General features: G+C 46.8%; 21 protein-coding genes. 20 read left to right on the top strand and 1 reads right to left on the bottom strand.

Features of this window, described 5'->3' with window-relative positions; translation table 11 throughout:
- Positions 1-14: 14 nt before the first annotated feature.
- From CI597_RS01165 to CI597_RS01125, 9 genes are all read left to right on the top strand, one after another.
- Positions 15-2,183, top strand: a complete 2,169-nt coding sequence (locus CI597_RS01165; RefSeq protein ID WP_024726711.1) for an ABC transporter ATP-binding protein — start codon at positions 15-17, stop codon at positions 2,181-2,183.
- Positions 2,176-4,011: an ABC transporter ATP-binding protein gene (locus tag CI597_RS01160; protein WP_024726712.1), complete on the top strand. Its 1,836-nt coding sequence runs from the start codon at positions 2,176-2,178 to the stop codon at positions 4,009-4,011. Before CI597_RS01165 ends, CI597_RS01160 begins: the two co-directional genes overlap by 8 nt.
- A gap of 102 nt (positions 4,012-4,113) precedes the next feature.
- On the top strand, positions 4,114-5,103 hold the full coding sequence (locus CI597_RS01155) for a Gfo/Idh/MocA family protein (protein WP_024726713.1): 990 nt from the start codon (positions 4,114-4,116) through the stop codon (positions 5,101-5,103).
- 14 nt (positions 5,104-5,117) lie between these two features.
- Positions 5,118-5,888 (top strand): peptidylprolyl isomerase, encoded by a 771-nt coding sequence (locus tag CI597_RS01150; RefSeq protein ID WP_024726714.1) that lies wholly within the window; start codon positions 5,118-5,120, stop codon positions 5,886-5,888.
- 22 nt (positions 5,889-5,910) lie between these two features.
- A complete protein-coding gene (locus CI597_RS01145) occupies positions 5,911-7,302 on the top strand; it encodes a PLP-dependent aminotransferase family protein (RefSeq protein ID WP_024726715.1) in 1,392 nt (463 codons plus the stop codon).
- A gap of 29 nt (positions 7,303-7,331) precedes the next feature.
- Positions 7,332-8,741 (top strand): ATP-dependent Clp protease ATP-binding subunit ClpX, encoded by a 1,410-nt coding sequence (clpX, locus tag CI597_RS01140; protein WP_024726716.1) that lies wholly within the window; start codon positions 7,332-7,334, stop codon positions 8,739-8,741.
- 86 nt (positions 8,742-8,827) lie between these two features.
- A complete protein-coding gene (locus CI597_RS01135; protein ID WP_006565581.1) occupies positions 8,828-10,783 on the top strand; it encodes a fructose-bisphosphatase class III in 1,956 nt (651 codons plus the stop codon).
- A 12-nt stretch (positions 10,784-10,795) separates the two neighbouring features.
- Positions 10,796-11,278 (top strand): gamma carbonic anhydrase family protein, encoded by a 483-nt coding sequence (locus tag CI597_RS01130; protein WP_006565580.1) that lies wholly within the window; start codon positions 10,796-10,798, stop codon positions 11,276-11,278.
- Positions 11,279-11,331: 53 nt separating this feature from the next.
- Positions 11,332-13,017, top strand: coding sequence for a S8 family peptidase (locus CI597_RS01125; protein ID WP_024726717.1), 1,686 nt, complete (start codon positions 11,332-11,334; stop codon positions 13,015-13,017).
- Positions 13,018-13,384: 367 nt separating this feature from the next.
- On the opposite strand, the gene hydE is transcribed toward CI597_RS01125, so the two are convergent.
- A complete protein-coding gene (gene hydE / locus CI597_RS01120; RefSeq protein WP_024726718.1) occupies positions 13,385-14,434 on the bottom strand; it encodes a [FeFe] hydrogenase H-cluster radical SAM maturase HydE in 1,050 nt (349 codons plus the stop codon).
- Between the two features lie 138 nt (positions 14,435-14,572).
- On the opposite strand from hydE, the gene upp reads away from it, so the two are divergent.
- From upp to thyA, 11 genes are all read left to right on the top strand, one after another.
- Positions 14,573-15,205 (top strand): uracil phosphoribosyltransferase, encoded by a 633-nt coding sequence (gene upp / locus CI597_RS01115; RefSeq protein WP_006565577.1) that lies wholly within the window; start codon positions 14,573-14,575, stop codon positions 15,203-15,205.
- Positions 15,206-15,316: 111 nt separating this feature from the next.
- Positions 15,317-17,143, top strand: a complete 1,827-nt coding sequence (typA, locus tag CI597_RS01110) for a translational GTPase TypA (protein ID WP_024726719.1) — start codon at positions 15,317-15,319, stop codon at positions 17,141-17,143.
- 105 nt (positions 17,144-17,248) lie between these two features.
- A complete protein-coding gene (locus tag CI597_RS01105) occupies positions 17,249-17,884 on the top strand; it encodes a single-stranded DNA-binding protein (protein WP_024726720.1) in 636 nt (211 codons plus the stop codon).
- Positions 17,885-18,076: 192 nt separating this feature from the next.
- Positions 18,077-18,565: a cob(I)yrinic acid a,c-diamide adenosyltransferase gene (locus CI597_RS01100; protein ID WP_024726721.1), complete on the top strand. Its 489-nt coding sequence runs from the start codon at positions 18,077-18,079 to the stop codon at positions 18,563-18,565.
- Between the two features lie 29 nt (positions 18,566-18,594).
- Complete coding sequence (gene dapA / locus CI597_RS01095) at positions 18,595-19,479, top strand: 4-hydroxy-tetrahydrodipicolinate synthase (protein WP_024726722.1); 885 nt, start codon at positions 18,595-18,597, stop codon at positions 19,477-19,479.
- Positions 19,480-19,491: 12 nt separating this feature from the next.
- Entirely contained in the window at positions 19,492-20,247 is a 756-nt protein-coding gene (dapB, locus tag CI597_RS01090; RefSeq protein ID WP_024726723.1) for a 4-hydroxy-tetrahydrodipicolinate reductase, read from the top strand.
- Between the two features lie 80 nt (positions 20,248-20,327).
- Positions 20,328-21,521, top strand: a complete 1,194-nt coding sequence (locus tag CI597_RS01085; protein ID WP_024726724.1) for a pyridoxal phosphate-dependent aminotransferase — start codon at positions 20,328-20,330, stop codon at positions 21,519-21,521.
- 1 nt (position 21,522) lies between these two features.
- On the top strand, positions 21,523-22,575 hold the full coding sequence (hisC, locus tag CI597_RS01080; RefSeq protein ID WP_024726725.1) for a histidinol-phosphate transaminase: 1,053 nt from the start codon (positions 21,523-21,525) through the stop codon (positions 22,573-22,575).
- Between the two features lie 150 nt (positions 22,576-22,725).
- Positions 22,726-23,598, top strand: a complete 873-nt coding sequence (locus CI597_RS01075) for a DUF5688 family protein (protein ID WP_024726726.1) — start codon at positions 22,726-22,728, stop codon at positions 23,596-23,598.
- Positions 23,599-23,684: 86 nt separating this feature from the next.
- Positions 23,685-24,863 (top strand): sporulation integral membrane protein YtvI, encoded by a 1,179-nt coding sequence (gene ytvI / locus CI597_RS01070; RefSeq protein ID WP_024726727.1) that lies wholly within the window; start codon positions 23,685-23,687, stop codon positions 24,861-24,863.
- Positions 24,860-25,708: a thymidylate synthase gene (gene thyA / locus CI597_RS01065; protein ID WP_024726728.1), complete on the top strand. Its 849-nt coding sequence runs from the start codon at positions 24,860-24,862 to the stop codon at positions 25,706-25,708. Before ytvI ends, thyA begins: the two co-directional genes overlap by 4 nt.
- Positions 25,709-25,715 lie beyond the last annotated feature (7 nt).

The raw sequence follows: 25,715 nt of genomic DNA, 5'->3' as shown, positions 1-25,715 counted from the left end.
AGAAAGGAGACATCATGCTGAAAATATTCCGATATCTGAAAAAAGCATATATCCCGATCGCATGTATTGTTTTGCTTTTGTGTGTGCAGGTCAGCTGTGAACTGACGATCCCGACGTATACGTCCAATATCGTCAATGTGGGAATCCAGCAGGGCGGAATTGAGGACGCAGTGCCGGATGCCGTCCGGGAAGAGTCCATGAAGGCACTCATGGGAATGATGAAGCCAAAGGATGCAGAGAAAGTGAAGGATGCCTATGAATTATATTCGAGAAAACAGGTGAAAGACTCAGATTATAGTTCTTATAAAAAAGGCCGTCTCTATGTGAGAAAAGACATCAGTAAAAAGGAGAGGGAGGACTTAGACATAATCCTGTCAAAACCGATGCTGATGCTGGAAATGAAAATGATGGAGCAAAGCGGCCAGACCAAAGAAAATGCCAGGATGGCGCAGAAATTCAAGGGAAAGAGCATTGACGACATGCCGGAAAGCATCATCAGCCAGGCCGCGATCTCTTTTGTAAAAGCTGAATATAAGGCCATGGGACTTGATTTAGACCAGATACAGACCAACTATATGTTAAGGACCGGAGCCATTATGGTGGGGCTTGCGCTGCTGGCTATGGCTGTGTCCGTAACCGTCGTGCTTTTGTCTGCAAAACTGGCAGCCAGACTGAGCAGGATTCTCCGTGACCATATTTTTAAAAAAGTCATGGATTTTACGAACTCAGAGTTTGATAAGTTTTCCACGGCGTCCCTGATCACCAGGAGCACGAATGATATCCAGCAGATCCAGATGTTTGTGACCATGATGTTCCGGATCGTTGTATTTGCACCGCTGATGGGGCTTGGAGGCATCTATAAAGTACTGAAGACCAATGTGGACATGACATGGACCATTGCCATCGGAGTCGTGGCGATCATGACCGTAATTTTAGTCCTGTTTACAGTGGCCATGCCAAAATTTAAGGTTTTGCAGAAGCTGATTGACCGGCTGAATCTTGTATCCAGGGAAATCCTGACCGGACTTCCTGTCATCCGTGCATTCAGCACCGAAAAGCACGAAAAAGAACGGTTTGATACGGCCAATAAGAACCTGATGAAGACCAACCTGTTTGTCAACAGGGCGATGACTTTTATGATGCCGCTCATGATGCTGATTATGAATGCCATGACAGTCCTGATCGTCTATGTTGGAGCAGACAACATTGACCTGGGAAGGATGCAGGTGGGAGATCTGATGGCATTCATCCAGTATGCGATGCAGATCATCATGTCATTCCTTTTCATATCCATGGTATCCATTATGATGCCGAGAGCCCAGGTGGCAGCAGAGCGTGTCAATGAAATTTTAGACATGGAGATCATGATCAAAGATCCAAAACAGCCGAAAAAATTTCTGAATGAGAAAAAGGGAGAAGTGGAATTCAGGCATGTTTCTTTCCGATATCCTGATGCAGGAGAGGATATGCTCCACGACATCAGTTTTACGGCGCCTTCGGGAAAGACCACGGCGTTTATCGGAAGCACAGGAAGCGGAAAGTCTACGCTGATCAATCTGATCCCAAGGTTTTTTGATGTGACGGAGGGGAGCATTTTTGTTGACGGAGTGGATATCCGGGAGGTAAAACAGTCGGAATTAAGAGATAAATTGGGCTATGTACCCCAGAAGGGTGTCCTGTTTTCCGGAACCATCGACTCGAACCTGCGTTACGGAAAAGAGGATGCATCCGAAGAAGAGGTGAAGAAAGCGGCAAGGATTGCACAGGCTGCAGATTTCATCGAAGAAAAGAAAGAGGCATATGATTCTCCGGTCGCCCAGGGAGGCTCCAACGTATCCGGAGGACAGAAACAGAGGCTGTCCATCGCCAGGGCGGTCGCCAAGGACCCGGAGATCTACATTTTTGACGACAGCTTTTCCGCACTTGATTATAAGACGGATGTGACACTTCGGCAGGCACTGGCCAGAGAGACAAAGGGAAGCACGACCCTGATCGTTGCGCAGAGGATCAGTACGATACTGCACGCAGACCAGATCGTTGTCTTAGATGAGGGCCGTGTCGTGGGCACAGGAACTCATGAAGAACTGCTGGAGTCATGTCCGGTCTACTTACAGATTGCAAAATCCCAGTTATCTGAGGACGATTTTGCAAAAGCCAGAGGGGAGGCTGCAGAACATGAGTAATCAGAACAGAAGACCAGTCAGGAGAATGGGTCACGGCCCGATGCAGGGCGGAGAAAAGGCAAAAGATTTCAAAGGAACCATCAAAAAGCTTTTAAAATACATGAGACGATATTACGGCGCCATCGCTTTTGTTATTTTGTTTGCCATTGCCAGTACGGTATTCAACATTGTAGGCCCAACCATACTGGGAAATGCCACAACTGAAATTTTTAACGGACTGGTAAAAAAAGTCCAGGGAACCGGCGGTATTGATTTTTCCAAGATACGGGGCATATTGCTGACGCTTCTCGGACTGTACCTGACATCTGCGGCATTTTCATTCCTCCAGGGACTGATTATGACCCACGTGTCCAACAACACCACATACCAGATGAGAAAAGATATTTCTGAAAAGATCCACAGGATGCCGATGGAATATTTTGAGAGCAGAACGTTTGGTGAAGTGCTCTCAAGGATCACCAACGATGTGGATACTCTGGGACAGAGTCTGAATCAGAGTATGACACAGATCATTACTTCTGTGGCTACCATTATCGGTGTGTTCGTTATGATGATCAGGATCAGTGTTCCGATGACGGTCGCTGTGGTCGTGATCCTTCCGGTTTCCTTCCTGATGATCGGGGCAATCATGAAAAAATCCCAGCCTTATTTCCAGGCGCAGCAGGCATTGCTTGGGGAAGTCAACGGCCAGGTAGAGGAAATTTACAGCGGCCACAACATCGTAAAAGTATTCAATAAAGAAAAGAGTGTTGTGGAAGAGTTTGAAAAAGTAAATGAAAAATTATATAATTCAGCATGGAGATCTCAGTTCTTCTCCGGGGCAATGATGCCACTGATGCAGTTTGTGGGAAACCTTGGCTATGTGGTCGTTGCGATCCTGGGAGGCTTTCTGGCAATCAAGAATACCATTGAGGTAGGGCAGATCCAGTCATTTATCCAGTATGTAAGAAACTTTACCCAGCCGATCACCCAGCTGGCCCAGGTCGGCAATATGATGCAGACGACCGCGGCCTCCGCAGAGCGTGTCTTTGAATTCCTCGAAGAAGAGGAGGAAGAAGAAGTAAAGGAGAATCCTGTGGATGTGTCTTCGCTGGACGGAAATGTGACCTTTGAACATGTATCCTTCGGGTACAATGAAAAACAGAGGGTCATTAACGATTTCTCCGTGGAAGTCAAAGAAGGACAGAAGATCGCTATCGTCGGGCCGACAGGCGCAGGAAAAACGACGATGATCAAACTTTTGATGAGATTTTATGATGTCAGCGGCGGATCGATCAAGATCGACGGTTATGATGTCAGAGACTTTAAAAGAAGCGATATCCGGCAGATGTTTGGAATGGTTCTACAGGATACATGGCTTTACAATGCTTCCGTCCGTGATAATATCCGGTACGGAAAGTTAGACGCCAGCGAAGAAGAGATCCAGGGAGCGGCAAGAGCTGCATTTGCCCATCATTTTATCGAGACACAGCCGAAAGGTTATGATATGATAATAAATGAGGAGAGCAATAACATTTCCCAGGGACAGAAACAGCTTCTGACCATTGCGAGAGCGATCCTGGCCGACCCTAAGATCCTGATCTTAGATGAAGCTACCAGTTCCGTTGATACAAGGACGGAGGAGCGGATACAGAAAGCCATGGATAATCTGATGGAAGGAAGGACCAGTTTTGTCATCGCACATCGTCTTTCTACGATCAAGGATGCTGATATGATTCTCGTCATGAACCACGGGGATATCGTAGAACAGGGAAATCACGAGGAACTGCTTGCGAAAGGCGGTTTCTATGCGAACCTCTATAACAGTCAGTTTGAAACAGCGGACTAGAAGGAATTTTATCTTCCGGTCCTGAAAGCCTCCGGTACCGTCGGTGCATTTTTGCCCCGATGTGCCAGAGGCTAAATTGCATTTAGGTATAAGGAGGAAATTATGGTACGGTTGGCATGTATAGGAACGAATTTTATCACGGATTGGCTCTTGGAAGGCATCCGGGAGGTCGAAGGGATCGAGCTTTCAGCGGTCTATTCAAGGACAATGGAAAAGGGGAAAGAATTTGCGGCCAAATACGGGGTCGATAAGGTATATGATAATTATGAAGAACTGGCAAAGGACCCTGAGATCGATGCGGTCTATGTGGCAAGCCCTACCTACTGTCATTTTAAGCACACGATGATGATGCTCAACCACAAAAAGCACGTGTTATGTGAAAAGCCTGTGGCATCCAATTTAACGGAGCTTGAACTGATGATTCAGGCGGCAAAGGAAAACCAGGTCGTATTTATGGAAGCCATGAAGTCCGTACATACACCCGGATTTAAAGCAATGAAAGAACATCTTCCTAAGCTCGGCACCGTGCGCCGTGCCACGATCCAGTACTGCCAGTATTCTTCACGATATGACAAGTTTAAAAACGGAATTATTGAAAATGCTTTTAAGCCCGAGCTTTCCAACGGAGCCATTATGGACATCGGCGTGTACTGCGTGCATTTTCTTGCAGCTTTATTCGGGATGCCGGAAAAAATACTGGCAGATGCCATATTCCTGGACAACGGTGTGGACGGGGCAGGCTCTCTCATCGCGTCCTATGGGGATAAACAGGCGGAAGTCATTTACTCAAAGATCACCAATTCCAAGCTTCCGACCCAGATCCAGGGAGAGAAGGGCTGCATGATCGTGTCAGAGTGCCCGAATCCAAGAGAGATCAAGATTCTTTACAACAACGGCAGCGAAGAGATCATTGAATGTGACAGCCGTTCCAACCCGATGAATTACGAAGCACAGACCTTTGTGGAACTGATAGAGACAGGGCAGACAGACCATCCATATCTGGAAGCTTCTGTCATGGAAATGAAGATCATAGACGAAGCCAGACGGCAGACCGGAATCGTATTTCCGGCAGATAAAATCACAGAACAGTAAAGGAGAACAGATTCATGAAAAAGAAACTGATCGCAGGGGGGCTGATCCTCTGCACATTAGCGCTTTGTGCATGCCAGACCGGAAAAAAACAGGAGAAAACAGAGAAAGCAAAAACCACCGCCCGGACATCCACAGAGGCAAAGGTACTCAGCAAATATAAAGAGATCAGGATCAACGGAGCTAAAAAGACTGTGCAGATCGGGGAACCGTCCAAAGGGGAGACGGTTGCCATTGTGAAAGTCAAGGGTTACGGAACAATGAAGTTTAAGTTTTTCCTCAAAGACTCCCCGCTGGCAGTCAAGAACTTTTTGACTCTGGCATCCAACGGATATTATGACGGAATTATTTTTCACAGGGTCATCAAAGATTTCATGATCCAGGGAGGCGATCCGACGGGAACAGGAAAAGGCGGGCAGAGCATCTGGGGAAAAGAGTTCAAGAATGAGACTTCCGACAAACTGATCCCGGTAAGAGGCGCTCTCTGTATGGCAAATGCAGGACCCGACACCAACGGAAGCCAGTTTTTTGTAGTGCAGAACAGGGAAATCACTGATGAAATGCTGGATTCTTCTCCGATAGAGCTTACAAAATCGCAGAGGAATCTGTTTAAAGACCAGGGAGGATACCCGTCTCTGACCGGAGACTACACGGTATTCGGACAGCTGTATGACGGATACGATGTTCTGGACAAGATTGCCCAGGCTCAGACTGTGTCAGATGCAAAGGCCGAAAACAAACCTAAAAAAGACATTGTCATTCAAAAAATCACTGTAAAGAATTACTAGAAAAACTGCTGGGGAGGGACAGATGCTTACCATCGGACTGGATCACACAAAAAAAGAACCGCTTTACAGGCAGATTTATACTTATATCCGGGATGAAATACGGAGTGGGGCTCTGCCCTGCGGGTCCAGGCTTCCGTCCACCAGGAGGCTGGCAAAGCATATGGACCTGAGCCGGAATACGATCGATCTGGCCTACGGCCAGCTGACAGCCGAAGGATATATTGAGGCAAAGCCCAAGCGCGGATATTTTATCTGCCAGGTGGAAGACCTGGCGTCTTTAAATATTCCCGTGGAGACAGAGGAGGAAGATCCGGTGCAGGAGGAAGATCCGATCCCTTTTGATTTTTCTCCCGTAGGAGTCGACATGACTCTGTTCCCCTATAATGTATGGAGACGGCTTCTGAAAGAAGTCATGATGAACGACAACAGTGAGCTGTTCCAAAAAGGAGAAAATCAGGGGGATTTAGGCCTGAGGAGGGCTATTATGTATTACCTCAGGCAGTCCAGAGGCGTCCACGTGGGCACCAGCCAGATTATCATAGGAGCGGGGATTGAAAACCTGCTGTTTCTCCTGAGCCTGACTCTGGGTAAGGGCAGGACCATGGCCATGGAAAACCCGGCATACCTAAACGCCTATCAGACGGTCCGCGAACTCGGATTTCAGGTACTTCCCGTAGACATGGACGAGGAAGGCATGAGGGTTTCGCAGCTGGAGCAGAGCGGTGCGGATCTCGCCTATGTCACGCCCGCCCGTCAGTATCCTACCGGTGTAGTTCTTCCGATCGGCAGAAGGAGCCGGCTGATCAAATGGGCCAGAGAAAAGGAAGAACGGTATATTATCGAGGATGACTACGACAGTGAGTTCCGGTACTATGGAAAGCCGATCCCGGCCCTTCAGGGCATCGACGAGAGTGATAAGGTAATATATATGGGTACTTTTTCTAAAGCGATCGCCCCTGCCATACGAATCGGTTATATGGTGCTGCCCAAAAGCCTTGTGCCTGCATACAGAAAGACTGCGGGTATTTTCTCCTGTGCGGTATCCAGGATCGACCAGAGTGTACTCACCTCTTTTTTGTCGGAAGGTCATTTTGAACGGCACTTAAACCGGATGAGAAATGTTTATAAAGAAAAGCACGATCTTCTGATTCAAAAGCTGAAGGAAATTGACAGCCGGATCACAGTTTACGGTGCCGGAGCAGGCCTTCATGTGCGCGTTGATTTTCATATTCAGGATACAGATTGGTTTGAAAAAGAACTGCTGAAAAGGGGAGTCAGGGTTTATCCTCTTTCGATGTATTATATAGACGGAGGTCCCGAAAAGGAGCAGTATATTTTAGGCTTTACGAAAATGCAGAAAGAAGATATGATAAAAGGACTTAAAGCCATCCGGGATGTTTACCGGCTGGCATGACATTTTCTACAAGAAATGAGGTACAAATAATGTCTGAAGAAATAAATGAAACAGAATTAGAAGAAAAAGAAGTGCCTGCAAAAACTACTGAGGAGAAAGACGAAACCCATGATGTGGAGCGCTACTGCTATCTGTGCCGCAGGCCGGAATCGATTACCGGAAAGATGATCACGCTTCCCAAGGATATACATATCTGCGTAGACTGTATGCAGAGAACTATGGACAGTATGGGAAACGGACAGTTCAGCTTTATCGATGCCACAAACATGGACCTGAACAATATGGACTTATCCCGTCTGATGGAAAATATGCAGGAACCGCCTGCGCAGGCAGTGAAGAAAAAAGATAAAAAGAAGAAAAAGAAAGAAAAAAAAGAATTAAATTTAAGAGATATTCCGGCACCGCACAAGATCAAGGCTATGCTGGATGAATATGTCATAGGACAGGATTATGCAAAAAAGGTCATGTCTGTGGCGGTCTACAATCACTATAAACGGGTGGTGACCAACACCATGGAAGAGATCGAGATCGACAAATCCAACATGCTCATGGTCGGGCCTACCGGTTCCGGAAAGACGTATCTGGTAAAGACTCTGGCGAGGCTTCTTCAGGTGCCGCTTGCCATTACGGATGCCACTTCTCTGACGGAGGCTGGCTATATCGGAGATGATGTGGAGAGTGTGCTCTCCAAGCTTCTGCAGGCAGCAGACAATGATGTCGACGAGGCAGAACACGGCATTATTTTTATTGATGAGATCGATAAAATCGCAAAGAAACAGAATACCAACAGCCGTGATGTCAGCGGAGAATCCGTACAGCAGGGGCTGTTAAAGCTTCTGGAGGGTGCGGAGGTAGAAGTGCCGGTGGGTGCAACAAGCAAGAATGCCATGGTGCCCATGACGACAATTAATACAAAGAACATCCTGTTTATTTGCGGGGGTGCCTTTCCTGATCTTGATGAAATCATCAAAAAGCGTCTCATGAAGCAGACATCTATCGGCTTCCATGCAGACCTAAAAGATAAATTTGACAAAGACGAGAACATTCTGTCCAGAGTCACTGTGGATGATCTGCGGGAATACGGTATGATACCGGAATTTTTAGGGAGACTCCCGATGGTATTTACGCTGGAAGGGCTGTCAAAGGATATGCTGGTCCGTATTCTGAAAGAGCCGAAAAATGCAATCTTAAAACAGTACCAGAAGCTTCTGGAGCTGGATGAAGTTGAGCTGATATTTGACGAAAGTGCGCTGGAAGCAATCGCGGAAAAAGCGCTGGAAAAGAAGACAGGTGCCCGTGCATTAAGGGCGATCATAGAGAAATTTATGCTGGATATCATGTTTGAGATTCCGAAGGATGACACGATCGGAAGAGTGATCATCAACAGGGATTATATTTTAAATCACGGTACGCCGGTGATCGAACTGCGGGGACAATAACAGAAAAAAGCCGGATCATATGATCTGGCTTTTTGCCTAATATTTTTGCTGAGGAGATGATATAATAGCTTTATGGAGGATTGTGTATGAATGATTTTAAGTATTTGAAAGAATTGTCCAAGCAGTACCCAAACATTTCTGCGGCCTCTGCGGAAATTATTAATTTGCAGGCTATTTTAAATCTTCCCAAAGGAACAGAGCACTTCGTTTCCGATCTGCATGGGGAGTACGAGAAATTCAGCCACATATTGAGAAACGGTTCCGGGGCGATCAGGGGGAAGATTGACGACCAGTTCGGCAATATTTTAAGCATCAAAGAGAAAAAGAATCTGGCGTCTGTCATCTATTATCCCGAGCAGAAGATGGACCTGATGGAAGAGGAATTGTCCGAAGAAGAGCTGGATTCCTGGTACCGGACCACGCTGATCCGGCTGATCCTCATGGCGAAGCTGGCCGCAAGCAAGTATACGAGATCGAAAGTGAGAAAAGCTATGCCTCCGGTGTTTGCGTACATCATGGAGGAATTGATCACAGAACACGGAATGCTGGACAAGGACGAGTATTTTGACCAGATCATCGAGACGGTTTTAAAGACCGGGCAGGTCAGGGAGCTGATCGCAGCCCTGGGCCATCTGATCCAGAGGCTGACCATCGACCATCTCCATGTGATCGGGGATATCTATGACCGCGGACCGGGAGCACACCGGATCATGGACTGTCTGATGGATTATCATTCTCTGGATATCCAGTGGGGAAATCATGACATTCTCTGGATGGGAGCGGCATCCGGACACGGGGCGTGTATTGCCAATGTGGTGAGGATCAGCGCCAGATATAATAATCTGGATACCCTGGAAAACGGATACGGAATCAATCTCATCCCTCTGGCGAGGTTTGCGCTGGACTGTTATAAGGATGATCCCTGCGAACTGTTTACGATCTCGGGGGATGTCCAGGAAGAGGATGTCAGGGAGCTGGATCTAAATAAAAAGATGCACAAGGCCATTGCCGTCATTCAATTTAAACTGGAGGGCCGTCTGATCAGGAGAAGACCGGATTTCGGCATGGAGGAGCGCCTGCTTCTGGATAAGATCAACTATGAAAAAGGCACCATCTGTATGCGGGGAAAAGAATACCCGTTAAAGGATACTCATTTTCCGACTATCGATCCAAAGGATCCGTACCGGCTGACCAAAGAAGAAGAGTATGTGATGGAACATTTGATTACTTCGTTCAAATACTGTGCTCATTTGCAGGAACATGTGCGGTTTCTTTTTTCAAAAGGCAGTATGTATCTTACATATAACGACATGGTGCTCTATCACGGCTGCGTTCCGCTGAATGCAGACGGAAGTTTCCGTCAGGTGAAGATCAACGGAAAGAAATACGCGGGGAAGGCCCTCTGCGATGTGCTGGAACACCACGCCCGCCAGGGATATTTTGAGCAGGAAAATTCACCGAAGAAAAAGTACGGACAGGATATCATGTGGTACATATGGTCCAATGAAAATTCTCCGGTGTATGGAAAAGATAAGATGGCTACCTTCGAGCGCTATTTTGTGGAGGACCCTGACTTGAAAAAGGAGACGAAGGATTATTATTATCAGCTGATCGAGGAAGAGGCAGTCCTTTACCAGATACTGGAGGAGTTTGATGCCGACGGCATGAAAGGTCATGTCGTCAACGGCCATATGCCTGTCGCTGTCAAGGACGGAGAAAGCCCAATCAAATGCAAAGGAAAGCTGTTCATCATTGACGGAGGCTTTTCAAAGGCATACCAGAAAAAAACAGGGATCGCAGGTTATACTCTCGTTTCCAATTCTTACGGAATTAAACTGGTTGCCCATGAGCCGTTTAAATCCAGAGATTTTGTTATCCGTGAAGAAACAGATATACATTCAGATACGGTCCTGTCTAAAAAGGTGATCCGCAGGAAACGGGTCGGGGATACGGACAACGGAAAACGAATAAAGGAAAGCATTAAGGATCTGGGCTGTCTCGTGACAGCATACCGAAAAGGAGAAATTTCAGAAAGAATCTAAGGAGCAGACACTATGGAAAAGACATATTATCAGGCACCTACGGCTGCAGTGCTGGGAGACGTGGAATTGGGAGACGGAGTTTCTGTCTGGTTCTCCTCTGTGGTCAGGGGCGACGAAAACCGTATAAAGATCGGAAACCAGACCAACATCCAGGAAAACTGCACGGTCCACGTGGAGGAAGGCCATCCGGTTCTCGTAGGGGAGCGGGTGACGGTAGGACACAACACGATTCTTCACGGGTGCACTATTGGGGATGAGACAATGATCGGCATGGGAAGCATCATCATGAACGGAGCCGAGATCGGCACACATTGTTTCATCGGGGCGGGAAGCCTTGTGACGGAAGGAACCGTGATCCCGGACGGAAGCCTTGCGTTCGGACGTCCCGCAAAGGTGGTCCGTCCGGTAACAGAAGTAGAAATCCGCCATATCAGGGAAAGCAGCCGGTATTATGTGGAAACTGCACAAAATCATCTCATAGAGAAAAAATCATAATTTCAATAGACATTTCATAACTATTAAGCAAGATTATTTTTAGGGAGAATTTTATGCCGGATGCTTGCATTGGTGCGGCAGTCAATGAAAATTACCGCGATTTTATTTCCGGATTCAGGACCAATCCGAATGAACTTCGGGACTTTTATCACACAGACTGCATCACTCAGGTGAATTTTCAATATGCGATCGTCTATGTAGATGAGCAGCAGGCGGCTGCTTCCCCTGTCTCCAATTTTTCGGGAAATGCAATTCCCAGGTGCTACGGCCTCATGGATATGCAGGTTCTGGAGGAGACCGGGGCGGCCCAGGTGCAGCGGTCGGGGCTGGATCTTACGGGACAGGGAGTCCTGGCAGCAGTCATAGATACAGGGATCGACTATACCAATACTGTGTTCCAGCTGGGAAATCAGACTACAAAGATTCAATATATGTGGGATCAGACGATACAGGGAGAAGATCCTCCAATGCCTTATGGATATGGGACAGAATATACAAAAGAGCAGATTGATAAGGCGTTGCAGGCAGAAGATCCCCTGGAGATTGTTCCGAGCCAGGATACGTCGGGGCATGGGACATTTCTTGCAGGCATGATCGCGGGAAATGAAGTACAGGAAGAGAATTTTTCAGGGATCGCACCAGGGTCCGAGCTGGTGGTGGTAAAACTGAAACAGGCAAAAAGCTACCTGAAAGAATATTACTGTATTGACCCTTCAAAGGAAGTATATGCAGAATCAGATATCATGCTGGCGATCCGCTATGTTCTGGAGAAGGCAGATGAACTTAATATGCCGGTTGTGATCTATCTGGGACTTGGGACCAATCTTTCTTCCCACACCGGAACTTCACCGCTGGCCAGGCAGATTTCAGCCCTGGCATACCAGCCGGGAATTGCGATCGTTGTGACCGGGGGAAATGAAGGGCAGGCCAAACATCACTATGCGGGTACTCTCTCAGATGGAGAGGTTGTGGTGGAAATAAAGGTGGGACCGGGGGAATATGGATTTACGGCGGAACTGTGGGGCTTTCAGCCAAACCAGTTTTTTGTGGACATCGAATCGCCCTCCGGCCAGAGAACCGGTGTAATATCAGGAGGCTACAAGGGCAGAAGAAATATCACATTTCTGCTGGAACAGACGAGTCTCATCGTAGATTATTTTACCATTGACATATCCACTGGTTCGCCTTTTATCCGCATGAGATTCCGTGCCCCGGCAGAGGGAATATGGAAGGTTCATGTCACAGACGAAAATGTAGGGAGCAGGGAGTTTGACATGTGGCTTCCCATACGGAATTTTATCACCGATGAGACTTATTTTTTGGAATCCACACCGTATAATACACTGACTGCACCGGGAAACGCGGCACCGGTCATTACTCCTTCCACTTATAATCAGAGCAATAACAGTTTTTTTATCGAAAGCGGAAGGGGATATCCCAGGACCATGACCATACAGCCAGATTTTTCGGCGCCGGGTGTCAATGTGATCGGAGTCCTTCCAAGGAACAGGTTTGGGATGAAGACGGGCGCCAGTATTTCAGGGGCAGTGGTCGCGGGTCTTGCGGCACTGCTGTTGGAGTGGGGTCAGGTCAAAGAAAATGACTTGATCATGAACACGCTGAGACTGAAAAATTATCTGATCCGCGGAGCCAGGAGAGATCCGGACCGAAATTATCCAAACAGGGAATGGGGATTTGGGGCCGTGGATGTTTATCAGGCTTTTTTAAGAATCCGTTAGAGACGGCACTACAAAAGAAACTCCATGTTTGCAGACTTATTTCCAGTTTTTTGCATCTTGTTTCGGGAATAATTAATTTATAGTAACAAGCAGAATACACAGGAGTAGTAGGATGTAGAGAGATAATATTTATGAAAAGCTGTGCCCTTATGTAGAGAGGGCAAAAGGCGGAGACGAACAGGCCTTCGAGTATCTCTATCACCATTGAACAGAGAGCTGGTCCTTCAATGTGAATCTGCAGTTGAGCGCAATCATCGCTGTGACAGTAATTGCGGCACTTTAACAGCAAGAGGAAATAAATCATTATATCATGCGGGAGCCATAGGAAATTCGGCAAGAAACTGCCGAACGGAAGGGGAGACAGGATTTATAAATATTCCCGGTAATCTCCGCGGCTAAATTCCAGGTGATAACCGATGCTTTCCATCCTGCGTCCGAGACAGCCTACGCATTCGGCGGCCTCATCTCCGGTGCAGATCTTGTTGTCGTAGAGAGCATAATCTTTCCTGACATCAATCGGGGAGAGATTCGGCATAACCACATTTGCACCGGCCAGGATTCCTTTTTCACGGCCGTTCGGATCAATTGTTCCAAGTGCCGTGGTGGAAGGCAGCAGGAGATGGTGATTCATCAGGCGCAGGATGCTGATCATATAAGTTGTGAGGTCCGCTGTGCCGGACGGCTCGTCCTTAAACGGTGTATCGTGATGAGGGATGAACGGCCCAATCCCTACCATTTTAGGATTCAGCTCTTTGATAAACAGAAGATCTTCAGCCAGATGGGCAGCCGTCTGTCCGGGGGCACCTACCATAAAGCCGGTACCGACATGAAAGCCGGCTTTTTTTAAGTCCCACAGGCACTGCTTGCGGCGGGCCAGTGACATCGCTTCGGGATGAAGTTTTTGATAGTGCTCCTCGGTGGCTGTCTCATGGCGCAGGAGATAACGGTTGGCTCCCGCCTCAAAGAGAGCCTGGTAGCTTTCCGGTGAGCGTTCCCCAAGGGACAGGGTGATAGCGCAGTCTGGATAGGATTTGCGCATGGCGGAGACAATAGAGACTATACGCTCATCATGAAAATAAGGGTCTTCACCTCCCTGAAGGACAAAACTTCGGTATCCAAGCTCATATCCGCTTTCACATGCGGAGAGAATCTGCTCCTCAGTCAAACGGTAACGGCTGACATTTGGGTTGGAACGGCGGATACCGCAGTATAAGCAGTCATTTTTGCAGTAGTTGGTAAATTCAATGAGCCCCCTTGGGAAAACTCCGGTGCCATATATTTTCTGAGCTTCTTTCCGGGCCAGGGATGCAAGATATTCGGCATCCTCTGCTGTCCTGTGTTCGATCAGGCGTATAAAATCTTCTTTTGGCAAAATCTGTTCTTTATATAATCGGTTTATCAACTCAAAATGGTTCATGAAGATCAGGTTCCTTTCTTAGCATATTCGTGAAAATATCATACCATAATAGAAATAGAATAGAAAGGATTTCTATGTGGGCCTGTTTGTGATAAAATTTTTATCAGAAACTACAGAAGATACAGAAAGGAAACTGTTATGAACGAAAATGTAACTGTTTTTAGCCATCCGTTAATCAAACATAAGATTTCCCAGTTAAGGGATGAAACGTGCAAGACCAAGGAATTCAGGGCACTGGTGGAAGAAATTTCTATGCTCATGGGTTATGAGGTGCTCAGGGATCTGGAGATGGAAGAAATCGAGATCAAGACACCGATGGAGACAACCACGGCACCGATTATTAAAGGAAAGAAGCTTGCTCTGGTCCCGATCCTCAGGGCAGGACTCGGCATGACCGGAGGGATTCTGTCCCTGGTGCCGTCTGCTAAAGTAGGACATGTGGGTATGTACAGAGACGAAGAGACTCTGGAACCCAAAGAATATTACTGCAAACTGCCGGAAGGGATCGACCAGCGCATGATCCTGATCGTAGATCCCATGCTGGCAACCGGAGGATCTGCGGATGCGGCGGTTCAGTTTGTGAAAAAAAAGGGCGGAAAGCAGATAAAGTTTGTCTCCATCATAGCAGCGCCTGAAGGAGTAAAACGCCTGTCGGAGGCACATCCTGACATTCAGATCTACTGTGGGGAGATAGACAGGGGATTAAATGAAAACGGATACATTCTGCCGGGACTCGGCGATGCCGGCGATCGTATTTTCGGAACGAAATAAAGAATGAATGAGGGAATTACATTGGGAAACAATGAGAGTAATATTTGAATCTTATATCTGAATGTGCTAAACTACAAAAGTTGACGTTTTTTAAAGGAAAGTGAGTAAAAGATGGTAAGAGAAGATATTAGAAATATTGCGATTATTGCCCATGTAGATCATGGAAAGACCACATTGGTGGATGAGTTATTAAAACAGAGCGGTATCTTCCGTGAAAATCAGGAAGTAGAAGAAAGAGTCATGGACTCTAACGATATTGAGAGGGAACGCGGTATCACGATTTTGTCAAAGAATACCGGCGTGCGCTATAACGATGTAAAGATCAATATTATTGATACTCCGGGACATGCTGACTTCGGCGGCGAAGTAGAGCGTGTGTTAAAGATGGTAAACGGAGTGGTTCTTGTAGTAGACGCCTTTGAAGGCCCTATGCCACAGACAAAGTTTGTATTAAAAAAAGCGCTGGAATTGGACTTGTCCGTGATCGTCTGTGTCAATAAAGTAGACCGTCCGGAAGCAAGGCCTGATGAAGTGGTGGATGAAGTACTGGAATTACTGATGGAACTGGACGCAGACGACAAGCAGCTGGACTGTCCGTTTGTCTTCGCGTCCGCAAAGGGCGGATATGCGGTTGCCGATCTTTCCGATGAGAAGAAAGATATGAAGCCGCTGTTCAACACTATCATTGAACACATTGAGGCGCCGGAGGGAGATCCGGAGAAACCGACTCAGGTATTGATCAGTACCATTGACTACAATGAATATGTGGGAAGGATCGGAGTCGGCAAAGTGGACAATGGTTCTATCAAGGTAAACCAGGAGTATATGGTTGTAAATGCCCATGAAGAAGAGAAACAGCAAAAGGTCCGCATCACCAAGTTATATGAATTCGAGGGTCTTAACAAAGTGGATGTGAAAGAGGCAGGCATCGGTTCTATTGTTGCCATTTCCGGAATTTCAGACATTCATATCGGGGATACGATCTGTGACATGGATGAGCCGGCTGCGATCCCGTTCCAGAAAATCTCAGAGCCTACGATTGCTATGCAGTTCATGGTCAATGACAGTCCTTTGGCCGGACAGGAAGGAAAGTTTGTCACCAGCAGGCATTTAAGGGACAGGCTGTTCCGTGAATTGAATACGGATGTCAGTTTAAGGGTAGAGGAAAGCGATACCACAGACAGTTATAAGGTATCCGGCCGTGGAGAGCTCCATTTATCCGTTCTGATCGAGAACATGCGCCGTGAGGGTTATGAGTTTGCAGTGAGTAAAGCGGAAGTCCTCTATAAGGAAGATGAGAAAGGCAAAAAGCTGGAACCGATGGAGATCGCCGTAGTTGACGTGCCGGAAGAGTTTGCCGGAGCCGTCATCGATAAATTAAGCCAGAGAAAGGGTGAACTTCAGGGTATGAGTTCTGCCAAAGGCGGTTATTCAAGGCTTGAATTCTCTATTCCGTCCAGAGGTTTGATCGGATACCGGGGAGAATTTTTGACAGATACCAAGGGAAACGGCATTTTAAATACAGTATTCGACGGTTATGGACCTTATAAGGGAGATATTCAATACCGCAAGCAGGGTTCCCTGATCGCATATGAAACAGGGGAGACTGTGACCTACGGATTATTTGCGGCCCAGGAGAGAGGAACGCTGTTTGTTGGAGCCGGAGAGAAGGTTTACAGCGGCATGGTCATCGGGCAGAACGGAAAAGCCGAGGACGTTGAGGTGAACGTGTGCAGAACGAAAAAGCTCACCAATACCCGTGCATCGGGTTCCGACGATGCTTTAAAGCTTTCGCCGCCGAAAATTTTAAGCCTGGAGCAGGCCTTAGAGTTTATCGACACCGATGAACTCCTGGAGATCACTCCGGAAAATATCAGAATCCGAAAAAAAATTCTGGACCCTACGATGAGAAAAAGACAGGCGTATAAGAAACAATAATGTCAAAACCTTCCGAATATTTTGTCGAAGGATTTTTCTTCTAATTGTTGTCAGTTTAGAATACTCTGTATAGTACACGAATTGATACAAGAAGGGAGAAAAAGTATGACAGAAAAAGGAATCAATAATAATCAAGTGGAGGTAGCGGGCGAGATTATATCCACCTTTGAATACAGCCATGAGATTTTTGGCGAAGGTTTTTATATGGTCAAACTTTTAGTAAACAGGTTAAGCGAAGCGACTGATGAAATACCATTGATGATTTCCGAACGTTTAGTGGACGTTACAAAGGACTGCCGGGGGAAATATCTCAGGGCTTTCGGACAGTTCCGGTCGTATAACAAACATGAAGAAAACCATAACCATTTGATTTTGTCCGTCTTCGTCAGGGATTTGGAGTTCCTTGATTCTATGGAAGACGTTAAGCCGAATCAGATCCAGCTGGACGGGTTTATCTGCAAGCAGCCGGTCTACCGGATGACGCCGCTCGGAAGAGAAATCTGCGACATTTTGCTGGCTGTGAACCGCTCCTACGGGAAATCCGATTATATCCCTTGTATCTGCTGGGGAAGGAATGCCAGATTTGCGGGGAGTCTTGAGATCGGCTCCAGGATTGAACTTGTGGGAAGGATTCAGAGCCGTGAGTACCAGAAGCGGATCAGTGAATTTGAAGTTGTAAAGAGGACTGCATATGAAGTGTCTGTGAATAAACTGGAAATGAAGGTCCCGGAAGAAGAGTAAAACCCTTTGTTTTGCAGGACATACGGGTAAGTCAGCATAAAATCGGGGGATTTCACTAGGTATTACCGCAGAGCACACCGTATTTTAAACCCTTCGGGTGGACGTACTTCGTACGATAATGTATAGATTTTTTGCCGGAATGGTGATATAATAAAGCGATATTACTAAAGGAAGATTCTTTGAGGTGAAAAGATGAAAGGACGAGTGGAAGTTTACTGCGGCCAGGGCAAAGGGAAGACATCGTCGGCCTTAGGCCACTGCATCAAAGCAGCAGGACAGGGGAAGCAAGTCATTATTGTTCAATTCCTGAAAGGAAAAGACACGGAGGAAATCAGCTTTATAAGACGCCTGGAACCAGAGATCCAGCTGTTCAGTTTTGAGAAGTATGAACAGCACTATATGGATCTGACGCCTGAACAAAAGAAAGAGCAGGAGCATTTCATCGGCAACGGCCTCTGTTATACGAAAAAGGTCATTGACACCAGACAGTGCGATGTCTTAGTGCTTGATGAGGTACTCGGACTTTTAGATCTTGGACTTCTTTCTGAGGAGGAACTGGTGGCTTTGGTCGCCGAAAGGGACGAGGAACTGGAAGTCATCATGACAGGAAGAAGGCTGCCTGATTCTTTGAAGGACTGGGTGGATGACATCTACTGCATTAACGCAATTAAAGAATCATAAGGTTACATAAGAGATTAGGAGGAATGTATATGGCTATATTTACCGGAGCCGGCGTTGCATTGATCACGCCGATGAAAGAAGACTTATCAGTAGACTATGACCAGCTTGAAAGGGTCATTGACGATCAGATTGATCACGGCACCGACAGTATCATCATCTGCGGGACCACAGGGGAAGCATCCACGATGTCTCACAAGGAGCAAATCGAGGTCGTTTCCGCATGTGTTTCATGCGTCAACAAACGGGTTCCGGTCATTGCCGGGGCAGGTGCTAATTGCACAGACGAAGCCCTTTATCTTGCCAAGGAGTCGGAGAGAGTCGGAAGCGACGGGCTTTTAGTTGTAACTCCATACTATAACAAAGCCACACAGGCAGGCTTGGTCGAGTATTACACGAGTATAGGTAATTCTGTAAACATTCCTATCATTATGTATAATATCCCGGGAAGGACCGGAGTAAACATTCAGCCTGAGACGACGGCAAAGATCTTCAAATCAGTGGAGAATATTGTGGGTATGAAGGAAGCCAGCGGCAATCTTTCACAGGTTGCGGATGCCCTCTATCTGACGGACGGAGAACTTGACATGTATTCCGGAAATGACGATCAGATCCTTCCGGTCTTATCTCTTGGAGGTAAGGGTGTGATCTCTGTATTGTCCAACATCGCACCGCAGGAGACTCATGATATGGTCATGAAGTTCTTAAACGGAGATGTAAAGGGCAGCCAGGAGCTTCAGATGAAGTATATGGACGTGATCCATAAACTGTTCTGTGAAGTGAACCCGATCCCTGTAAAAAGAGCTATGGCAGAGCTGGGCTTTGGAGCCAATACAGTGAGAAGGCCGCTTACAGAGATGGAAGAAGGCCACGCACAGGAACTCATTGAATCTATGAAAAAAGCAGGAATTCTTTAAGGAGCAGCACAAATGATAAAAGTAATGATGCACGGCTGCAATGGTGCTATGGGACAGGTGATCAGCGAGATCATCGAAGAATCCGAAAGTGCGGTCATGGCGGCGGGAGTAGACTTTAAAGACGACGGACACAATCCATATCCGGTATTTAAAAATTTGGAAGACTGCAATGTGGACGTCGATGTAATCATTGATTTTTCCTCCTCCAAAGCCACGGACCGTCTGTTAAGCTATGTGGCTGAAAAGCAGATACCGCTTGTCTTATGTACGACGGGCCTGAGTGAAGAACAGTTAAAAAAAGTCGAGGAGACAAGCAAAAAGACCGCAATTTTAAGGTCTGCCAACATGTCCCTCGGAGTCAATATTTTATTAAAGCTTGTGAATACGGCGGCAAAGGTGCTGGCAGATGCGGATTTTGATATTGATATCGTAGAGAAACACCATAAACTGAAAGTAGACGCGCCGTCAGGAACTGCCCTTGCGTTGGCAGACGCTGTCAATGAAGCGCTTCACAACGAGTATGAGTATGTTTATGACCGAAGCCAGAGAAGGATCAAGCGTCCGAAAAAAGAGATCGGCATTTCGGCGGTCCGCGGAGGGACCATAGTCGGACAGCACGATGTGATCTTTGCCGGACAGGATGAAGTCATTGAATTTCATCACACGGCCTACTCCAAAGCAATCTTTGGGAAAGGAGCAGTCAGCGCGGCAATCTACCTGGCGGGCAAACCGGCCGGCATGTATGACATGAGCGACGTGATCGGTTAAATAATGTTTGAAACCAAAGGCGGTACGGCTGATTATTCGTACTGCCTTTTTGTGAACATACGAAAGAAAGAGTGGGTTTTATGTTATCAAAAAAAGTATTAGAGTTATCGAAACAGCACTCCGTGATCCGGGATATTTTTGAATTCGGCATGGAGAGGGCCAAAGAAGTGGGAACTGAAAATGTATTTGATTTCAGCATAGGAAATCCATCGGTGCCTGCCCCTAAGGAAGTGGATGATACAGCCATGGAGTACATAAAAGGCGGCGATCCGGTGGCAGTCCATGGATATACAAGCAACGCCGGAATATTTGAGGTGAGGGATGCCGTGGCGGCGTCTCTAAACCGCAGGTTTGCTACAACTTACAGCGCGGATAATATTTTCATGACCATAGGGGCTGCTGCTGCCGTGGGCATCTGCTTTAAAAGCCTGGTGGACGGGCCGGAGGATGAGATCATCACCTTTGCGCCTTATTTTCCCGAATACCAGGTATATGCTGAGGGAGCCGGGTGTAAGCTCACCGTTATACCGGCTGAGACTGAGACATTCCAAATTGATTTTGATAGGCTTAAGTCTGCCATCAATATGCACACGAAGGCTGTGCTGATCAATTCCCCGAACAATCCTTCCGGAGCCGTTTATTCCAAGCACACGATTCAGAGGCTTGCAGAGCTTCTCACGAAGAAGCAGAAGGAGACAGGCCACAGCATTTATATCATATCTGACGAGCCATACAGGGAGATCGTCTATGACGGAATAAAGCTTCCCCACGTTCCGAAATATTATGACAACACATTAGTCTGTTATTCTTTCAGCAAATCCCTTTCCATACCCGGAGAACGGATCGGCTATATCATCGCACCGTGTGAGGCGGAAGATTACGGGAACCTTCTGGCTGTATTTATTGCTGCGGGAAGGCTGCTTTCTTATGTGAGTGTGCCTGCCCTGTATCAGAAGGTAGTCGGCGACTGTGTTGATCTCACGGCGGATCTCTCCGTATATCAGGCAAACAAGGACTTATTTTATAACGCCTTGACGGATATGGGCTACGAGTGTGTGGAGCCGGGAGGTGCTTTTTATCTGTTCCCCAAGGCTTTGGAACCAGACGCAAATGCATTTTGTGAGCGGGCAAAGAAGTATGACCTGCTGATGGTTCCGGGGGACAGCTTCGGATGTCCGGGTTATGTGCGGATTTCGTACTGTGTACCTACGGAACGGATTGAGAAGGCGCTGCCTCTGTTTCAGAAACTGATCGATGAATACAAGGAGAGATAAGATGAAATCTTGGAGAGATAATATAAGAAATGTAGTCCCGTATACTCCGGGAGAACAGCCGAAAGAGGACGGTGTGATCAAGCTGAATACGAATGAGAATCCATATCCTCCTTCTCCGAAAGTTTTAGAAGCAATGAATCATATTAAAAATCTGAGAAAGTATCCGGACCCGGCGGCGGCGGATCTCACAGAAGCGATCAGTTCCTATTACGGTCTGAATCGGGATGAAGTCTTCGTCGGAGTCGGCTCAGATGACGTTTTGGCCATCGCTTTTCTGACATTCTTTAATTCCGGAAGACCGGTGTTTTTCCCGGACATCACCTATTCATTTTATGATGTCTGGGCCGGCCTGTTTCAGATACCTTATGAGACCAAAGCCTTGGACGACGAGTTCGGCATACGTGCCGGGGATTACTACGGGGAAAACGGGGGAGTGATCTTTCCGAATCCCAATGCACCGACAGGGGCTCTTTTAGAATTAGAAACAGTCAGGGATATTTTAGATCACAACAGAGACGTTCTTGTGATCGTGGACGAGGCTTACATCGACTTTGGAGGTGAAAGCGCGAGAAGCCTGATTCCTGAGTATGATAATCTGCTGGTCGTACAGACGTACTCTAAATCCCGCTCTCTCGCGGGGCTCAGGATAGGATATGCCATGGGAAATAAAGAACTGGTCAAGGCCATGAACGATGTGAAGTATTCCTTTAATTCTTACACGATGAACGAGCCGGCCATTGTCATGGGAAGGGCGGCGATCGAGGACGAAGCTTATTTCCAAAAGACAAGAGAAAAGATTATAAAAACTAGAGAATGGTTTCAGGAAGAGCTGAGAAATATGGGATTTTCTTTTGCGGATTCTAAAGCAAATTTTGTCTTTGCATCACATGAATCTATTCCGGCCAAAGAATTATTTGAAGCGGCAAAGAGAGAGAAAATATATGTCCGGTATTTTAATAAGCCGAGAATTGACAATTATTTAAGAATTACGATCGGCACAGATGATGAGATGCAGACTCTGGCGGAGTTTTTGAAAAAACAAATAAGGCCATAGGATAAAGCAGGCAGGTCACGGAAAATTTCCGGTACTGCTTGCTTTTTTAAAAACTTTGAGGTAAGATAATAATGTAATTATTTCTAAATTATGGAATATACGAGGTGGGGTATGACGTAGACTTCCGTTTCAGCAAGGAAGGAGACGGTTATGTTGACCAGACCAGAGTTTTTAACTTATGTAGAAGAACACATACTGGAGTATGTGAAGGACCCGGAGGAAAAGCAGGCCTCCATCCGGCAGGTGACAAAGAACAATAACATCAGTTTAAACGGCCTCTGTATCGGAAAAGGAGAAGAAGTCTGCCAGCCTATCATTTATTTAGACTCCTATTATGAGGATTACCGGGAGGGAGCAGATCTGGGAGAGATCTTATGCAGGATAGGCGGGGTCTATGAGGACAGCAGGGCGGACAGTCCGATTGATACTTCCCTTTACAGGGATTACAGCCATATGAGGGATCTTCTGTTTTTCCGTCTGGTAAATTATGAGAAGAACAAAGAACAGTTAAAGGACTGTCCCTGTGAGAGAATCGAAGATTTGGCCGTGACTTACCGGTGGTTTGCCCATCACGACAAGAATGGGATGGCCAGTGCTCTGATCCGCAATCAGGATCTTGACTTATGGGGCATCACGAAGGATAAGCTCATGGAAGATGCAAAAGCAAATACAAAGAGGGTCTTTCCGCCGCTGCTCCGCCCTATGGAGCAGTTATTTCCACAGATGGAGGCAGGAGGAGAACTATATGTCCTGACCAACGAAGAAGGACTTAATGGTGCGGGAACTGTCCTCTATGACGGGATACTCGACAGTTTTTCCGATCAGATCAAAGGTGGATTTTATATCCTTCCCAGCAGTATCCATGAGGTTCTGCTTGTGCCTGAAAAGGAAGGAAGTGATCCGGCGGCCCTTTCAGAACTGGTGAAAGAGGTGAACCGAACCGTGGTGGATGACGGTGAGATCTTGTCTGACCGGGTTTACTATTATAAAAAAGGGCAGAATGTATTTATGTCGAAAGTGTGAATTTTACATCCGGAGGGACTGTGACCTTGTCATCCGGAGAACGTTACTTTATAATGTAAATAATTAAAAAGCTGGGGTGATGAAAGATGAGACGTTGGGAAATATATCTGGAAATATTCATGGAACTTATAGTGATCGCGGGAGGGGCCTTTCTTCTGATCTTTTTTCTGCCTAAGTGCATCGGATTCTTATGGCCCTTTGTGGCCGCTTGGATTGTGGCGATGCTGGCCCATCCGGTGATCGCATTTTTGGAAGACAAAATCAGTCTTCCAAAGAGATTCGGCTCGGCATTGATCATCATTGCGGTGATCGCAGGCCTGATCGCACTGATTTCATTTATTTTCAGCCAGCTGGCAGCCCAGATCGTGGGATTTGCGGCCAACCTTCCGGATTTAAGAGAGACGGTCCAGACGCAGCTGATGAATCTTAAAGAACAGGCGGTACACCTGCTGGATTCTCTGCCGTACGGAATGGGGGTAAAGTTTGATACGATGCTCGGTTCCACGGACAAGGTGCTGGACAAGGCGGTGAGTGCCATCGGGAATTACGGCATGGAGCATTCCGGCAATGTGGCCAAAGGCATGACCAGCGGATTTATCGGCACGATCGTTATGTTCTTTGCCTCATATCTGTTTATCGTAGATAAGGATAAGATTGTACAGGGGTATGAAAAGCATGTCCCGAGGATGGTCCGTCACAAGATCGGCATCTTCTACCACAATACACTGGGAGTTCTGGCAAGTTACTGCTGGGCCCAGGTAAAGATCATGGTCATTATCATTGCGATCCTCTGGATCGGCTTTATCATTGCGGGGATCAGCTATGCATTTTTCCTCGCAGTTGTGATCGCAATTCTGGATGTGCTTCCGATCCTTGGGACCGGGACGGCGATCATCCCGTGGGCACTTTATAAGATCCTCACAGGAGACATTAAGACAGCCATTATACTGCTGATCATCTACGTGATCTGTCTTGTGACCAAACAGGTGCTTCAGCCCAAAATGATGGGAGACAGTATGGGGATTTCACCCCTTGCCACTTTATTTTTGATTTATATCGGCTTAAAGCTTTCGGGCATCGGCGGCATGCTTTTGGCTCTGATCCTGGGCATCTTCGTGTATAATCTATATAAACTGGGGATCTTTGACCGGAAGATCGCATTCTTCCGGCGAAGGATCGAGATGCTGACGATCAACAGCGAGAAGGAAGAAGAACAGATAAAAGAAGAACTGGACAGACGGGAAAGAGAGGGAAAAAAATCATGAGTTATGCAGATACTCTGTTCATCAATATGTGCAGAGATATTTTAGAAAACGGGACCAGCACAGAAGGAGAAAAAGTCAGGCCCAAATGGCCGGACGGCACACAAGCTTATACGATCAAGCAGTTTGGCGTTGTGAACCGTTATGATCTGTCAAAGGAGTTTCCGGCGCTGACACTGAGGAAGACGTTTGTCAAGTCTGCTGTGGACGAACTGCTCTGGATCTGGCAGAGGAAGTCAAATAACATACATGATTTAAAGAGTCATGTGTGGGATGAATGGGCGGACGAAGACGGCTCGATCGGTAAGGCATACGGCTATCAGATGAGGGTAAAGCATCAGTATGCGGAAGGTATGATGGATCAGGTGGACAGGGTGATCTACGACTTAAAGAACAATCCATACAGCCGCAGGATCATGACAAATATTTACGTTCATCAGGACCTGCATAAAATGAATCTCTATCCATGTGCTTACAGCATGACATTTAACGTGACCAAAAAACCGGGACATGAAAAGCTTGTTCTGAACGGCATCCTCAATCAAAGATCTCAGGACATTCTGGCGGCGAATAACTGGAACGTAGTCCAGTACTCAGTTCTGCTCTATATGCTCGCACAGGTATGCGGCATGGAGCCGGGAGAGCTTGTCCATGTGATCGCTGACGCACATATCTATGACCGGCACATTCCGGTCATAAAGGAACTGATCAAGCGCCCGGTTTATGACGCGCCGAAGTTTTCCATGAATCCCGATGTGAAAGACTTTTATGAGTTTACTGTGGATGACTTTAAGATAGAAGATTACAAAGCAGGGGAGCAGATTAAGGACATCCCCATTGCCATATAGGAGAGAA

Origin of the sequence: Anaerostipes hominis (ex Lee et al. 2021), from assembly GCF_002270485.1 — a bacterium.
Classification (GTDB): domain Bacteria; phylum Bacillota; class Clostridia; order Lachnospirales; family Lachnospiraceae; genus Anaerostipes; species Anaerostipes hominis.
Note: the sequence above shows the minus strand (reverse complement) of the source record. Positions and strands in the feature narration are given on the sequence as shown.